Below are 15,055 nucleotides of genomic sequence, written 5' to 3'. Positions count from 1 at the left end.
CCAGCCTGCGCCGATGGTACTTTGTCTTAAGGCACGGGAGAGTAGGTCACCGCCGGGCCTTCCAAATACAGCAACATATTCCCTATATACACACCCCAAACATCAAAGCGCCGCATCTTCCAGACGCGGCGTTATCTGTTTAAACGCCAAGGCGTACAACAGAACACCCACTGACGCGGGGTGGAGCAGCCCGGTAGCTCGTCAGGCTCATAACCTGAAGGTCGCAGGTTCAAATCCTGCCCCCGCAACCAACATTAAATAAGCTCGCCCTCGTGGCGGGCTTTTTTAATGTTCGATTGTCGGGTGCATGCGGATTGGAACATCGCAAACAGGCCAATGCCTGTTTGCACAAGGTTCTTTGCGTAGGCCAAAGGCCAGAGCTGAGCGAACGCAGTGAGCGCTAATCCTGCCCCCGCAACCAAAACAACAAACCCCGCCATCGGCGGGGTTTTGTCGTTTTTGTCTTGGGTCAGAATTAGAACCTTCGATCTTCCTCCGTTTTGAACCTGCGCTCATAACTTGAAGGCTGAAGCTGTGAAGAAATCGCTCCAGTGGAGCGATTTTAAGCTGAAGGTCGAGCACGGCGACAGCCGCGCGGAGACTGCGTTATCGCCTCTTCCTCAAATGTATCCGATACCTGTTTGCAGGTTCTTTGCGAAGGCCACAGGCCGGAGCTGAGCGAGCAATGCGAGCGCTAATCCTGCCCAAAAATCAAATCAATCCGCCCTGGAGACATCAGCCTCATTCGCATCTGCAAGCTTGTAGAAACGCCGGATGGCCAGATGTGAGGAGCGGATATCAAGATTGACCGACCAGCGGGCCGCGGCACGGTCGCGTTGGGCGACGGCATCGATGACATTGCTGTGGATCTTGACGCCATGGGTGAACACGCGTTCGAACAGCGAAGTATCCTTGCGTGCGGAGGCGACAATCGGGCCGGTGCGTAGCCAGAGCGTTGAAATCAGGTCAAGAAGCTGGCTATAGCCGCTGGCGCGGTATAGTTCGAAATGGAAAGCCTGATTGCCGGTCAGGGCCGCGTCATAATCATCAACCTGTAATGCTTCTTTGATCTGGTCATTGTGGCGACGCAGGGCATCGACCAGTTTCGGGTTTTTGGGGCCACTGGCGGCGCGTTCGGCAGCGTAACCTTCGAGCTGCATGCGGATGCGAATATATGCTTCATGTTCGGAGGCATGATAGGGCGCAACGCGAAGTGTGCGCGGTCCGGACTGTTCGATGGCACGTTCGGCGATCAGGCGCGCGATCGCTTCGCGGACCGGCATGGCGCTGGTGCCGAGCATATTGGCCAGAGCGCGGATAGAAACCTGTTCACCAGGCAGGAACTCGCCCCGGAGCAGGCCCAGTCGCAGGCTTTGATAAACCCGTTCCTGAACGGTCGAGACATCAACCGGGGCCAGCATCGGTTTGGAATTCTTTGTCAGGTCGAAGGTATTCACGTACTCGGTGCCTCAAGAAGGTGAAGAAACGTTGGACCTGGCGGCAAAACATTTCACCAATGGTCACAAGTTACGCCAAATCAGGTGATTACAGCAGTACTGTCTATGGCATTCTACGTCCAGTGCGTTGGCCATGGCAATGTGCACCGGGCGAGAAAAGGTCATCGAAATTAAAGTGTGATCACATATCTAATATCTTTACTCAGTCAAATTCTTGTGTCTATACTGCCGCCAATGCCGAACCAAGACGTTGGAATAACTGACGCAGTGCGGCAGACCAAGTACACAAACAAGTGTTATCTGGGAGGAAAACTTGAATCGTATGACAAAATTTGCGTTCGGTGCCGCGATGGCGCTGGGCGCGGGTACCCTCGGTGCCGCCACGTCGCAGGCAGAGCCCCTTAAAATCGGCATTATTGAAAGTCTTTCAGGGTCACAAACCTCGACCGGGCGCCTTTATGCGCGCGCTGTAAAATACGGTGTTGATCGTATCAATGCAGCTGGCGGATTTAACGGCGAACCCGTTCAGGTGACGGAGTATGACAATGCCGGCGGCGCGTCCGAAGCGGCGGACAAATTCCGTCAGGCTGTTGCGGACGGCGTAAATATTATCATTCAGGGTGCATCATCGGCGATTGCCGGCCAATTGACCGAAGATGTTCGCAAACACAATTTGCGCAATCCCGGCAAGGAAATGATCTTTATGAACCTTGGCGGTGAAGCCATGGAGCTTACCGGCGACAAGTGTCAGTTCTATCATTTCCGCTTTACCACGACCGCTCCGATGCGCATTACCGCCCTGGTAAATGCCATGAAAAAGTCGGATGCACTGGGCAGCAAGGCCTATGCCATCAACCAGAACTATTCCTGGGGCAAGGATGTGCAGGCCGCTGTTGAGGCCGCTGCATCCGAGGGCGGATACGAGGTTGTTGGCGAAGTCTTGCATGATGTGAACAAGATCCAGGATTTTGCACCATTTGTTGCACGCATCAAATCGGCTGAGCCGGACACCGTCTTTACCGGTAACTGGTCCAATGACCTGTTGTTGCTGATGAAGGCGACAGGTGATGCGGGTCTTGATGTGACCTTTGCGACAACCTTCCTTGATCAGCCGGGCAACATCGCCAATGCCGGTCAGACGGCACTGGGTCACTATATCGCCAACAACTATGACAATGCGGCGACCCCGACCAACGAATTCCCGGAAGCCTACAAGGCAACCACGGGGGCCTATCCGATCTTTGTCGAAGGTCATTCGACCTTTGCCCTGGGTCAGCTTCAGGAAGCTTTGTCCACGCTTGATTTCAAGGGCGGCGACATCAATGTCACCGACATCGCGCTGGCACTGGAAAACAGTGTTTACCAGTCACCGCTTGGACCGATTTCGGTGCGCAAGGAAGATCACCAGACCATTCGTCCGGTGGTGGTTTCCAAAGTGGTCAAGGGCGCAAAATATCCGGCCGATGGCACGGATATGGGCTTTGAGACAGTCGAGGTAATACCCGGCGAAAAGGCGATCTATCCGGTGCAGGACAGCTGCCAGATGAAGCGCCCGAACGCGTAATCCCGACGCCTTCAGGACCCGGCCTTCATCATGTTGTGCCGGGTCTTTTCTGCCTCTTTTAGTCCGGAAGTCTCATGGAATTCGCGATTATCTCCACGTTGAACGGCGTGACCTATGGCTTGTTGCTGTTTATGGTCTCGGCCGGGTTGACGCTTATTTTCGGCATGATGGGTGTGTTGAACTTCGCCCATGCCTCGTTTTACATGCTCGGTGCCTATGTCGCTTATGCGGTGTCATCGATCTTCGGTTTCTGGACCGGCATTCTGGTCGCACCGATTGTCGTCGGGCTTGTTGGTATGGCGGTCGAGCGGTTTTTACTGCCGCGGGTACATGCCCATGGTCATGCGCACGAGCTTTTGCTGACCTTTGGTCTGGCGCTGATTATTGAAGAGCTGATCAAGCTGTTTTTCGGCGATTTCCCGGTCAATTACCAGATGCCCGAAGCATTGCGGTTTTCCGCCTTTGAGATTTTCGGCACCGGATATCCATTCTATCGCATGTTCATTGGTGCGGTTGCGGTCATCATGTTTACGGTGCTGTGGCTTCTGCTGACGCGGACACGTACCGGTATTGTCGTGCGCGCGGCTGAACGGTTGCCGCAAATGGCCGAGGCACTGGGCCACAACATTCCGATTGTGTTCATGTTCGTTTTCGGAACCGGGGCCGCCCTTGCCGGGCTGGCTGGTGCTGTTGCCGGTGCCTTTTATCCGACCAACCCGAATATGGGTATCGAACTTGGCGTTATCGTCTTTGTCGTTGTGGTTGTTGGTGGCCTTGGATCTCTTAAAGGGTCGCTGGTGGCGTCGCTTCTGATTGGCCTGTTTTCGTCTTTTGCTGTCGGTCTTGATTGGTCAATTGCCAGCATGTTTGACGTGGTCGGGCTTGGCGACTGGGCGCGATCGGTGGGCGGTCTTTTGACGCTTGAGCTGTCTTCGGTAAGCGCAACCATTCCCTTTGCACTGATGTTGATCGTCCTGCTGGTACGTCCGGCCGGCCTGATGGGTGAACGGAATTAAAGATGACATCCATTCAAAAAATTCTTCTGGCGCTGCTGCTGGTTCTGTTGATCGCGGTACCGCCATTTCTCGGACTTGGTTGGCAGAATGCGCTGATCAATGTCCTGATTTCCAGTCTGTTTGCCCTTGCCTTCAATCTGCTGAACGGTCAGGCGGGACTTCTGTCCTTTGGTCATGCGGCCTATTTCGGGGTTGGTGCCTTTGCTGCGTTGCATCTGATGATCGCAGTAGAAGACGGTCTATTCTTTCCAACGCCGCTTTTGCCGCTGGCTGGGGGGCTGGCCGGGCTCGTGGTTGGGGTGGTCGCGGGGTATTTTTCGACCATGCGGTCGGGCGTGTATTTCGCGCTGGTGACCCTGGCAATAGCCGAACTGTTTCATTCGCTGGCCCCGCATCTCGAAGGGACGTTTGGCGGTGAAGCAGGCGTGTCGTCGATGCGGATGCCCTGGATGGGGTTTGGGTTTGGCACGATCATCGAAGTCTATTATCTGACCCTTGGCTGGGTGGTGCTGTGCGGGTTGGCACTTTGGGCCTATACCAGAACGCCTTTCGGGCGTCTGACGCTTGCACTGCGTGACAATGAGCAGCGCGTCAAGTTTCTGGGCTACAACGCCCATTACGCCAAGGTGATCGTCTTTGCGGTGTCGGCCATGATGACCGGTGTTGCCGGTGCGCTTCTGGCGATTTCCAATGAGACGGCAAACTATTCGCTGTTTTCGGGATCGGTATCCGCACAGGTGGTCTTGCAGACCTTTGTCGGTGGATCGACCGTGTTCTTTGGTCCGGTGATCGGGGCGACGGTCTTTACCCTGTTTTCTTTCCTGATTTCGGATCTGACCCGGTCCTGGCTGTTTTACCAGGGACTGATTTTCGTTCTGGTGATGCTGTATGCACCAACAGGTATTGGCGGGGTGATTGATCACCATATCCGTAATCGTCGCCAGCTCGATCTGGCAAAGATTGGCGGTCCGTATCTTGTGGCCTTGGGCGGCGGCATTCTGATTGCGGCAGGGACTGTCTTTTTGACCGAAAGTGCGGAAGTTCTGTTTGGTCAGGACTATGCAATGGCCCGCGACGGGGCAGCGGGTGGTTTCCCGGCCTATGACCTGTTTGGCCTGTCCTGGAGCCCGCTTAACCCGGTGACGTGGCTTGTGCCGCTTGTGTTGCTGTGCGGGGGTGTCTTCATCCTGATCCGGGCCCGTCGCGTGATTGACCGGCTTTGGGCGCGCAAGGATGAGGCGACGACTGCTGATATGACCGTCGGTGCAGGAGGCAAAGAATGAATGAGATAACGTCACAGACGCCTGCGTTGCAGCTTTCGGAAGTCAGCAAGTCATTTGGGCCGATCGATGTGTTGCAGGGATTGAACCTTGATATTCGTCCGGGCGAACGGCATGCAGTGATCGGACCCAACGGGGCGGGAAAGTCGACCTTGTTTAACCTGATTTCCGGGATGTTTGCGCCGTCATCGGGCGATATCCGGCTTGAAGGAAACAGCATTGGCGGTCTTTCACCGCACTTGATCAATCGCGCCGGATTGGCACGATCATTCCAGATCACCAACATTTTTCATCGCATGACCGTGTTTGAAAATCTGCGGATCGGGGTCATGGCCCGCCATCAGGTGCGCTATGGGCTGTTCCGGTCGGCAGCGGGGATGCGTCGGGTCAATGACGAAACTGCCGATGTTCTGAATCGGGTCGGGCTTGAAGCACGTGCGCAAAGCATGGCCGGGGACCTGACATATTCCGAGCAGCGCGCACTTGAAATCGGCATGACGCTTACGACCGGTGCCGATGTCATTTTGCTTGACGAACCGACTGCTGGCATGTCGCGCGAAGAAACGGCAAAGGCCGCAGAGCTGATCCGCAAGGTGACCGAAGGCAAGACGCTTTTGATGGTTGAACATGACATGAGCGTCGTCTTCAGCCTGTGTGACCGGGTTTCGGTGCTGGTATATGGCCGCATTCTTGCGACCGATACCCCCGAACGCATCAGTGCCAATCGTGAAGTCCAGGAAGCCTATCTTGGTCAGGAGGGGGCGAAATGAGCTTGCTCGAAGTCAAAGGGCTGCATGCCCACTATGGAAAAAGCCACATCCTGCACGGCATCGATATGGAAATCGGTGAATCCAGCATTGTCTCCTTGCTGGGACGCAACGGGTCGGGCCGATCAACCCTGTTAAAGGCAATGATGGGACTGGTGCCGCCAAGTGCGGGAACCGTGACCCTTGACGGGCAATCGATTGCGGGCAAGCGCCCTTATGACATTTGCCGAAAAGGGATCGGATATGTTCCGGAGGAACGGCTGGTTTTCCCGAATTTGACGGTTGAGGAAAACCTGATCATGGGCGGGCAAAAGGGCGCACCCGGTGCCCATCAATGGACGATCGAGGAAATGTATGACTATTTCCCGCGTCTGCGCGAACGCCGGGGCATTCGGGCCGGATATTTATCCGGTGGCGAGCAGCAAATGCTGACCATTTGCCGCTCGTTACTGGGCAATCCGCGGCTTCTTTTGATTGATGAACCGACCGAGGGACTGGCGCCACGGATTGTCGATGTCGTGATGGAAGTGATCCTTGATATCGGGCGTCGTGGCGTTGCTGTGGTTCTGGTCGAGCAGAAGCTGACCATCGCATTGAAAGTTGCCCAGCAGGTCATGGTCATGGGCCATGGCGAACTGGTTTATCGCGGGACCCCCGAACAGCTTGAAGAAACACCCGAAGTGCGTCGCAACTGGCTTGAAGTTGCCTGATGGCCGGGCCGTGGGCGTAAATCATGAATAGGTCGAAAATGAATATGATTGAACGAACCCGACCGCGGTCGGGCCTTCGGGTTCTGGTGACCGCGGGGGCGTCAGGGATTGGCAAGGCGATTGCCTGTGCCTTTCGCGAAGCCGGTGCCAAGGTTCTGATTTGTGACATTGACGAAGATGCCCTTGGCAAATTTGCCAAAGATTTTCCCGATGTGCTGACACGCGTAACAGATGTTTCGGATGAAACACAGGTTGATCAGTTGCTGGCAATGGCATCCGAACAGCTCGGCGGGCTTGATGTCCTGGTTAATAATGCGGGCATTTCCGGTCCGACCGGGGCCATTGACGAGCTTTCTGTCGAAGAGATCCGTCGCACCCTTGATATCGATCTGATGAGCCAGTTTCTGGTTCTGCGCCGGGCCTTACCATTGCTGCGCGCCAATGAGGCCGGGACGATCATCAATATCTCATCGGTTGCCGGGCGGCTTGGATATGCGCTTCGCACCCCCTATGCCGCAGCGAAATGGGGAATTGTCGGACTGACGCAAAGTCTGGCCAAGGAAGCCGGTCCCGATGGCATCAGCGTCAATGCCATATTGCCCGGTGTGGTTCGGGGCGCGCGCATTGAAAACGTGATCCGGTCCCGTGCTGAATCCCTTGGCATCAGTTACGAGGAAATGGAAGCGCAGTACCTGTCACAGGTTTCGTTGCGCCGCATGGTCGAACCGGAAGATGTGGCCGGTATGGCGCTGTTCCTGTCGTCCCCGGCGGGGGCAAATATCTCGGGGCAGGCCATCAGTGTCTGCGGCAATGTCGAAACCATCTGAGCGGATCAAAAAGGAAAAACAACATGGCTAAAACTTTACGTAAGGTCATCGTCACCTGTGCCATTACCGGTGGCATTCATACGCCCAGCATGTCTCCGCATTTGCCTGTTACCCCGGACCAGATCGCCGAACAGGCCATCGAGGCCGCCGAAGCCGGGGCGGCGATCCTGCATCTTCATGCCCGTGATCCTGAAAACGGCCGTCCAACCCAGGACCCGGACATGTTTGCCCGTTTCCTGCCGCGGCTGAAACAATCCACAAATGCGGTCTTGAACCTGACAACCGGTGGCAGTCCTGCGATGCAGGTTCAGGAACGGTTGCAGCCTGCGCTTAAATTCGCGCCGGAAGTTGCGTCCTTGAATATGGGGTCGATGAATTTCGGGTTGTTCCCGATGCTTGATCGGTTCCAGAAATTCGAACATGACTGGGAACCGGCATATCTTGAAAACTCCCGGGATATCGTGTTCCGCAACACCTTCAAGGATATTGAATATATTCTCGAAGCCTGTTCTGGGAACGGCACGCGGTTCGAATTTGAATGCTACGATACCAGCCATCTTTATAACCTTGCGCATTTCCGTGACCGCGGATTGGTCAAGGGGCCGCTATTTGTTCAGACAGTATTTGGCATTCTTGGCGGTATTGGCACGCATCCCGAAGATGTTGCGCATATGAAGCGCACAGCAGATCGCCTGTTTGGTGACGATTATGTCTGGTCGGTGCTTGGCGCAGGACGCCATCAATTGCCGATCACGACAATGGCGGCTTCGATGGGGGGCAATGTTCGTGTCGGGCTTGAAGATTCCCTTTGGAATGGCCCGGGTCAGCTCGCAAAGTCCAACGCGTCACAGGTTCTGCGCATTCGTCAGGTTCTCGAAGGTCTTGGTCTTGAAATCGCAACCCCGGACGAAGCACGCGCCATGCTGTCGCTTAAAGGTGGTGATCAGGTCAATTTCTAGGGCGGATACACCAGACATGGTTTGTCATGTCTGACCGATTCCAAAGTAAAAACGGCACAGTGTATTTGACACTGTGCCGTTTTTTTGCGGGTGATTTTTATCCCGACATCAATCGGAAACGGGTGACTTTTTGACCGCCAGTATCTTGCGCAACCGGGCATCACGTTCCCGAATAACGGTGGAAATTGATTGACCGGCATAGGAGTCCTCAACTGCGGCGGTTACCCGATCCTGAAGATCTTTTTGTGGTGTCGGATTGCCCAGATCAGCCCAAAGTTTTTCCTGCATCGGGGCAAACATGTCCCAAAATCCCTGCATGCCGTTGTCTCCGCCCGCCAGCCGATAGGTCATAAATGGCCCCATCAATGCCCAACGCGGTCCGGGCCCTTCGGTCACGGCGCGGTCAATGTCTTCGGCCGATGCGATGCCATGATCAAGCATATGGATGGCTTCGCGGAAAATTGCGGCCTGCAACCGATTGGCAATGTGGCCATATATTTCTTTTTCCAGCCGAACTGGCGTTTTCCCAAGGCCAGCATAAAATGCTTCTGTCTGTTCCAGCGCCCGTTGACCAGTTTTTTCCCCGCCTGCCAGTTCGACCAGCGGTACAAGATGGGGCGGGTTGAACGGGTGGCCAAGAACGACGCGTTCGGGATGCGCACAGGCCGATTGCATATCGGTCACCGAAATGGCCGATGAACTTGATGCGATGATGGCTTCTTTGGATGTCGCGGCATCGATGCGGCGCATCAATTCGATCTTTGCATCCAGTCGTTCAATCGCATTTTCCTGAATAAATCCGCTGCCTGCGCAAGCTTCATCAAGGTCGGTTGAAAAACGCAAATTGCCGCGCTGTTTTTTGGCCAGAACTGTCTCGGGAAGTGTTGGCCAGAACCGCTCGATAGCGGTATTCAAATCATGTTCTGCGCCGTCGCGAATATCGGTTGCGACAACATCAAAACCATGTGCCAAAAAAAGACAGGTCCAGCTTGCGCCAATGATGCCTGTTCCGACAACAGTCACCTGGCGGATGTCCGAATTACCCAAAATTTCCTCCCGTTATTTGATGTGCCGATCATGACGGATTGGTCCGGTGTATGTTGTTGTTTTTAAACACCTTTTGGCGGCGATTTTTCCCCGGAAATCATGATGCGCGCATGCGGCTTTATATTGTTGAAATTCTACCGTAAACCGGGTGCGATTGGAATGGTTTAGTCCGGGCTAAGTGATTGAAATTTCGATTTAGAATTGCGTTCTTGACCGCAATCGATCCTTTGGTTTTTTCATCTGAAAAATGCGGATGTTTTGTTGCGCAACATTTATCCTTTTTGACCGCTTCACCCGCCGGTGGCATCATTGATGTGAAGACGGGTTTTGATGCGGGAGATTGAGTGATGAAGGTCGGGATTGTCGGGGCCGGGATGGTTGGAAGTTCAGCGGGCTATGCGCTTGCGGTTATGGGACTTGCCAGTTCGGTTGTTCTGGTTGATCAGAACCATGATCTTGCCGTCGCTCAGGCAGAAGACATCGCCCATGCTGTTCCGTTCATGTCCTCAACAATTGTGGAGGCGGCCGACTATGGCGGGCTTGCCGGGGCGCGGGTCGTTATTCTTGCGGCGGGGGTCAGTCAGAAACCCGGCGAAACCAGACTTGCCTTGTTGGAGCGCAATGCTGCAGTTTTCAAGGATGTTGTGGGTAATGTCCTTGCCGTTGCGCCCGATGCGATCCTTCTGATTGCGTCCAATCCGGTCGATATCATGGCCCAGATCACGCAGCGTATTTCCGGGTTGCCGGCAAGTCGGGTTATTGGTTCCGGAACCATCCTTGATACGGCCCGGTTTAGAAGTCTGCTTGGCCGGCATCTGGGAATATCGCCACAATCGGTGCATGCCTATGTGCTTGGTGAACATGGTGATAGCGAAGTTTTGGCCTGGTCCAATGCCCGGGTGGGGTCTTTGTCCCTGGCAGAAGTAGCCGCCCAGGTGGGATCGCCGATCACCCAGCATGTGCGTGCACGGATTGATGATGGTGTGCGCAATGCGGCCTATAAAATAATCAAGGGCAAAGGCGCAACCTATTACGGGATTGGTGCAGGACTGGCCCGGATTATCAAGGCCATTGCCCGTGATCAGCATGATGTCCTGACGGTTTCCTGTGTCATGGCCGAGATCGGGGATGTGCGCGATGTTGCGTTGTCGATTCCACGGGTGATCGGTGCGGACGGCGTATCGGAGGACCTGATGCCGGATCTTGCGGCAGAAGAACTCGAAGGTCTCGGCCGCAGTGCGCAGCTTTTGAAGGATTGTGTGGAAAGCATTTCACTCTGATACGACAGAACCCTTTTAAAGGTCGGAAAACCGCGCTAGTTTTGAGGGGTCCCAACACGCAAAGGTTTCCAAATGTCGGATTCCGGCCCGGTTTCATTCGATATCAGTTATGACCCGATGCCCGAAGAAGAGGGTATCCGTGCTTTCATTGCCAAATGCGACAGCCTTTATCCACCTGATGCGGTTGCCGCCGGGATCGAACAGCAGCGCGTCTGGTATGATGTGTTATGTTCGTATTTTGGGCGTGCGCGTCCGGATGGTATGCATATTCAGGACGATGTTATCGGAACGGTTCCGGTGCGCCATTTTCGTCCGGAAACCCTTGGTACGCCGCACAGAATTCTTTACATGCATGGTGGCGGGTTCGTGGTTGGATCATGTGACAGCCATGATGCAATCTGTGCCGATATTGCAGAAAGTGCGCAGGCAGAACTAACCGCAATCGATTACCGGTTGGCACCCGAATATATCTGGCCTGCACAGCATGAAGACTGTCACACCGTGATGCACAGTTTGCTGATGGCGGGGAAAAAGATCGTTCTGGTGGGGGACAGTGCGGGCGGCATGTTGGCGACCGGGTTGGCATTAAGGGCCAGGGATGACGGATTTGGGAATCGCATTCTTGGTCAGGTTTTAATTTATCCGGCACTTGGCGGGGATCTTAACTGGCCAAGTTACGGCCAAATGGCCAGTGCCCCGGGTTTAAGCACCGATGATGTCATTTATTACCGCGATGTTTTGAAAGCGCCGATGGATGATCCGGTGGCGCATGCCTTGTCCGTGGATGATCTTCGCGGGTTGCCGCCGACCTATATAACATCAGCCTATTTCGATCCGTTACGTGATGACGGACGTGAATATACCGCGCGCTTGGCGCGGGCAGGCATTTGGGTTCAATACCGGGAAGAACCACAAATGATCCATGGCTGGCTCCGTGCCAGATATATGAGCCCCGGGGCCAAGGACGGCTTTGCCCATGTGTGTCAGGCCATCACTCGTATGGTCAATCAGGAATGACTGCGCGCTGTTATGTTCCGTGATCCGCGTAGCCCTGCACTCTGATATTTTCCACCATTTCGATGATGTTGTTGTCGGATCATAAATAATAAATCTTATCCGTTGTGAAAATCGTAAATCACTTCAGTCATGTTTGGCATGGGTGTAGTGATATTGTGTTATTTTAAGTTACGATATGATTGCCAAATATCTTTGATTTTTTCCGGTTCTGCCCATTTTTGATTTGTATTCAATGACCTGTTATCATCTCTGAACTTTGATTTCGACCGAAGGATTGGCACGTATATTTGCGTGCACACAACGGAGGAATGAATGTATCAGAAGATGCTTGTGCCGGTGGATCTGGCCCATATCGACAAAATGGAAAAGGCCATTCAAACGGCCATCGATTTGGCAACACATTACAAATCCGAACTTTGTTTCCTTGCGGTCGGGACAAATACCCCGTCTTCGGTGGCGCACAGCCCCAAAGAGTTCGAACAAAAATTGTCGGATTTCGCACGGGAAACAGCCGGCAAATCCGGGTTGAAAGTCTCTGCGGATGCGGAAATTGCCCATGATCTGGCAACAGATCTGAGCAAGATTTTGGTGCGCAAAGCCGATGAGCTTGGCACCGATATGATCGTTATGGCGTCGCATATTCCCGGCATTGCCGACCATATTTTTTCATCTCATGGCGGATATGTTGCATCACACGCGGATCAATCCGTGTTCCTGGTGCGTTAAACAATCACGCCTTTGAGTAAAGACGGCTAGGGGTAGCTGTTTAATCACGAAGCTAGGGAGTTTGAAATGGGGTCAGAAGCTGATACGGGCATTGAAAGCCCGGATGGTGCAGCGAACCCGATCGAGACCGATTATGAAATCGGTCAGGACAATATCCAGACAGAGATCGGACCGTTTGGTCTTGATGTGCACAACCCGGTCTTCATGATTTCCGGGTTGTCGATTGTTGCATTTGTATTTTTGACACTGGCCTTTCAGGAAAGTGTCGGGCCGATGTTCAATGACCTGCGCGGCTGGTTGACGTCGACCTTCGACTGGTTCTTCCTGTCCGCGGCCAACATTTTTGTTATTTTGTGTCTGTTTCTGATTGTGTCACCGCTTGGACGGGTCCGTCTTGGCGGCGCAGATGCGACACCCGATTATTCCTATTCGGGTTGGTTTGCGATGCTGTTTGCGGCCGGTATGGGCATCGGTTTGATGTTCTATGGCGTATCAGAGCCGATTTCGCATTTCTCGTCCTCGATCGGGGGCACTGCGTTCGGCGATGATGGCATGCGTACGGACTGGGCACCTTTGGGTGCGGCGGTCGGTGATGCCGATGCGGCGTTTGATCTTGGAATGGCGGCAACCATTTTCCACTGGGGACTTCATCCGTGGGCAATTTACGCAACGGTCGCGCTGGCCTTGGCGCTGTTTTCCTTTAACAAGGGCCTGCCTTTGACAATGCGTTCGGTGTTCTATCCGATCTTTGGCGAACGTGTGTGGGGTTGGACCGGTCACGTTATTGATATTCTTGCAGTATTTGCCACCCTGTTCGGGCTTGCGACGTCCCTCGGTTTTGGAGCTGAGCAGGCCAATGCCGGGCTTGATTTCCTGTTCGGGATTTCAGTGACCGACGGATCGAAGGTCTTTCTGATCATTGCCATTACCGGTGTTGCGCTGATTTCGGTTTTGGCCGGGCTTGATGCCGGGGTCAAACGTCTGTCGGAAATCAATATGGTACTGGCAGCCATGCTGTTGCTGTTTGTGGTTCTGGTTGGTCCGACCATGGATATCATCAAGGGGTTCTTTACGTCTCTTGTTGCCTATGTCGAATATCTTCCGGCCCTGTCCAACCCGGTTGGTCGTGCTGATACCAACTTCAGCCAGGGATGGACGTCATTTTATTGGGCATGGTGGATTTCCTGGTCACCGTTTGTTGGCATGTTCATCGCGCGTGTTTCGCGCGGGCGTACAGTGCGTGAATTCATCACCTGTGTTCTGATCATTCCGTCACTTGTATGTGTCTTCTGGATGACGGCGTTCGGCGGTACTGCCGTTCACATGGTCAGCGAAGGTGTAACTGCCATCGCCGAAGCCGGTCTTCCGATCAAGCTGTTCACAATGCTTGAACAATTGCCGATGCATGCGATCACGTCATTCTTGGGCATTATTCTGGTGATTGTTTTCTTTGTGACATCATCGGATTCAGGATCGCTTGTGATCGATACGATCACTGCTGGCGGCAAGGTTGATGCACCGGTTCCCCAGCGTGTTTTCTGGTGCACCTTCGAAGGACTGGTTGCGATCGCATTGCTGTTGGGTGGCGGGCTTGGCTCGTTGCAGGCGATGGCCGTATCAACCGGCTTCCCGTTTGCGATTGTGCTGTTATTGGCCTGCTTCTCGATCATTCAGGGGCTGCGCACCGAACCGGCAGCAGTCGGTCCGAAATCCGAAGCAACCAAAACCGACGACTGATTGATTTCCGGTTTGAAAGCGATCGAAAACATCGTCGGAAACAACAAAAGGGCGCCAAACGGCGCCCTTTTTGTTTGCGTTCATCAAGCCGTTTATTGGCTTACGGGGCCTTGGTTGTAAACGTCATGATGGTTTTGCCATCCCGGTCAATCAGAACCAGTTGGTCATTGCCAAGTTTCCAGTGCGTGACCTGAGTTGTCGCATTGTTAAAAGCTGCCTCGATCGCCATCGCGCCATTAAGGCACATCTTGCGGGTCGCGCCGAGTGGCGAAAATGTCAGTTGATTGCCATCCTGATCATAGGTGCCAAAATAACTGTTGCAGCCCGAAGACCCGTTAACCTTTCCATCCTCTGAAAAGACAGCACTGGGTTGCATTGGCGATGTCGGTGTAAATGTAAATGTCTGTCCGCCATCGGACAGCATGGTTAGGTGCCAGTCCTTGCCCGTGACATTTTTCCAGGCACCCACGGTATTCATCTGTCCGGTCGTATTGCATGCAGACAAAAGCAGCGCGCCTGTCATCGCGACGGCGGAAAACATGATCGGTTTTGTGGTGCGCATGTCACTATCCCTGTGTTGGCTGTGGCTGATGAAGATGAAACGTATCGAAAGTTTAAGGCAGGATTTTAGCACAACTTCAGATGTTTGCGCCGACAGGTCATATGAT

The 15,055-nt window shown here is 53.9% G+C and carries 15 protein-coding genes and 1 tRNA gene; 13 read left to right on the top strand and 3 right to left on the bottom strand.

The features are described 5' to 3' along the window. Window positions 1–174: 174 nt before the first annotated feature. Window positions 175–251, top strand: a tRNA-Met gene (locus tag WA429_RS09600). A gap of 465 nt (window positions 252–716) precedes the next feature. Here the strand turns inward: WA429_RS09600 and WA429_RS09595 are convergent. Beyond that, a complete protein-coding gene (locus WA429_RS09595) occupies window positions 717–1,457 on the bottom strand; it encodes a GntR family transcriptional regulator (RefSeq protein ID WP_287465204.1) in 741 nt (246 codons plus the stop codon). A 322-nt stretch (window positions 1,458–1,779) separates the two neighbouring features. On the opposite strand from WA429_RS09595, the gene WA429_RS09590 reads away from it, so the two are divergent. From WA429_RS09590 to WA429_RS09560, 7 genes are all read left to right on the top strand, one after another. Beyond that, window positions 1,780–3,021, top strand: a complete 1,242-nt coding sequence (locus tag WA429_RS09590) for a branched-chain amino acid ABC transporter substrate-binding protein (protein WP_287465205.1) — start codon at window positions 1,780–1,782, stop codon at window positions 3,019–3,021. A 74-nt stretch (window positions 3,022–3,095) separates the two neighbouring features. Beyond that, window positions 3,096–4,037: a branched-chain amino acid ABC transporter permease gene (locus tag WA429_RS09585; RefSeq protein ID WP_206928329.1), complete on the top strand. Its 942-nt coding sequence runs from the start codon at window positions 3,096–3,098 to the stop codon at window positions 4,035–4,037. Between the two features lie 2 nt (window positions 4,038–4,039). Further along, the gene (locus WA429_RS09580) at window positions 4,040–5,320 is read left to right on the top strand and encodes a branched-chain amino acid ABC transporter permease (RefSeq protein ID WP_068519992.1); all 1,281 of its coding nucleotides are present in this window, start codon (window positions 4,040–4,042) and stop codon (window positions 5,318–5,320) included. Beyond that, window positions 5,317–6,087, top strand: a complete 771-nt coding sequence (locus WA429_RS09575) for an ABC transporter ATP-binding protein (protein WP_250280640.1) — start codon at window positions 5,317–5,319, stop codon at window positions 6,085–6,087. The genes WA429_RS09580 and WA429_RS09575 overlap by 4 nt, the downstream gene beginning before the upstream one ends. Then, window positions 6,084–6,794: an ABC transporter ATP-binding protein gene (locus WA429_RS09570; RefSeq protein ID WP_068519990.1), complete on the top strand. Its 711-nt coding sequence runs from the start codon at window positions 6,084–6,086 to the stop codon at window positions 6,792–6,794. The genes WA429_RS09575 and WA429_RS09570 overlap by 4 nt, the downstream gene beginning before the upstream one ends. Before the next feature lie 23 nt (window positions 6,795–6,817). Beyond that, on the top strand, window positions 6,818–7,621 hold the full coding sequence (locus WA429_RS09565; protein ID WP_287465209.1) for an SDR family oxidoreductase: 804 nt from the start codon (window positions 6,818–6,820) through the stop codon (window positions 7,619–7,621). Between the two features lie 23 nt (window positions 7,622–7,644). After that, entirely contained in the window at window positions 7,645–8,580 is a 936-nt protein-coding gene (locus tag WA429_RS09560) for a 3-keto-5-aminohexanoate cleavage protein (RefSeq protein WP_287465211.1), read from the top strand. A 108-nt stretch (window positions 8,581–8,688) separates the two neighbouring features. Here the strand turns inward: WA429_RS09560 and WA429_RS09555 are convergent, their stop codons facing one another. After that, on the bottom strand, window positions 8,689–9,627 hold the full coding sequence (locus WA429_RS09555; protein WP_287465213.1) for a 3-hydroxyacyl-CoA dehydrogenase NAD-binding domain-containing protein: 939 nt from the start codon (window positions 9,625–9,627) through the stop codon (window positions 8,689–8,691). Window positions 9,628–9,836: 209 nt separating this feature from the next. Here WA429_RS09555 and WA429_RS09550 point away from each other — a divergent pair, with 209 nt between their 5' ends. From WA429_RS09550 to WA429_RS09530, 5 genes are all read left to right on the top strand, one after another. Further along, entirely contained in the window at window positions 9,837–9,971 is a 135-nt protein-coding gene (locus tag WA429_RS09550; protein WP_287465215.1) for a hypothetical protein, read from the top strand. 3 nt (window positions 9,972–9,974) lie between these two features. After that, window positions 9,975–10,907, top strand: a complete 933-nt coding sequence (locus tag WA429_RS09545) for an L-lactate dehydrogenase (protein WP_287465216.1) — start codon at window positions 9,975–9,977, stop codon at window positions 10,905–10,907. A 72-nt stretch (window positions 10,908–10,979) separates the two neighbouring features. After that, entirely contained in the window at window positions 10,980–11,924 is a 945-nt protein-coding gene (locus tag WA429_RS09540; protein ID WP_287465218.1) for an alpha/beta hydrolase, read from the top strand. A gap of 312 nt (window positions 11,925–12,236) precedes the next feature. Continuing rightward, window positions 12,237–12,650 (top strand): universal stress protein, encoded by a 414-nt coding sequence (locus WA429_RS09535; RefSeq protein ID WP_287465219.1) that lies wholly within the window; start codon window positions 12,237–12,239, stop codon window positions 12,648–12,650. 66 nt (window positions 12,651–12,716) lie between these two features. Continuing rightward, complete coding sequence (locus tag WA429_RS09530) at window positions 12,717–14,387, top strand: BCCT family transporter (RefSeq protein ID WP_287465221.1); 1,671 nt, start codon at window positions 12,717–12,719, stop codon at window positions 14,385–14,387. A 100-nt stretch (window positions 14,388–14,487) separates the two neighbouring features. On the opposite strand, the gene WA429_RS09525 is transcribed toward WA429_RS09530, so the two are convergent. Next, window positions 14,488–14,949 carry an META domain-containing protein gene (locus WA429_RS09525; RefSeq protein ID WP_287465222.1) on the bottom strand — a complete coding sequence of 154 codons (462 nt, stop codon included), beginning with the start codon at window positions 14,947–14,949 and terminating at the stop codon, window positions 14,488–14,490. Between the last annotated feature and the right edge of the window lie 106 nt (window positions 14,950–15,055).

The sequence above is a fragment of the Thalassospira sp. CH_XMU1420-2 genome, from assembly GCF_037029325.1.
In the GTDB taxonomy this organism is placed as follows: domain Bacteria; phylum Pseudomonadota; class Alphaproteobacteria; order Rhodospirillales; family Thalassospiraceae; genus Thalassospira; species Thalassospira povalilytica.
The sequence above is the reverse complement of the archived record's forward strand: the minus strand, read 5'-3'. Positions and strand labels throughout refer to the sequence as shown.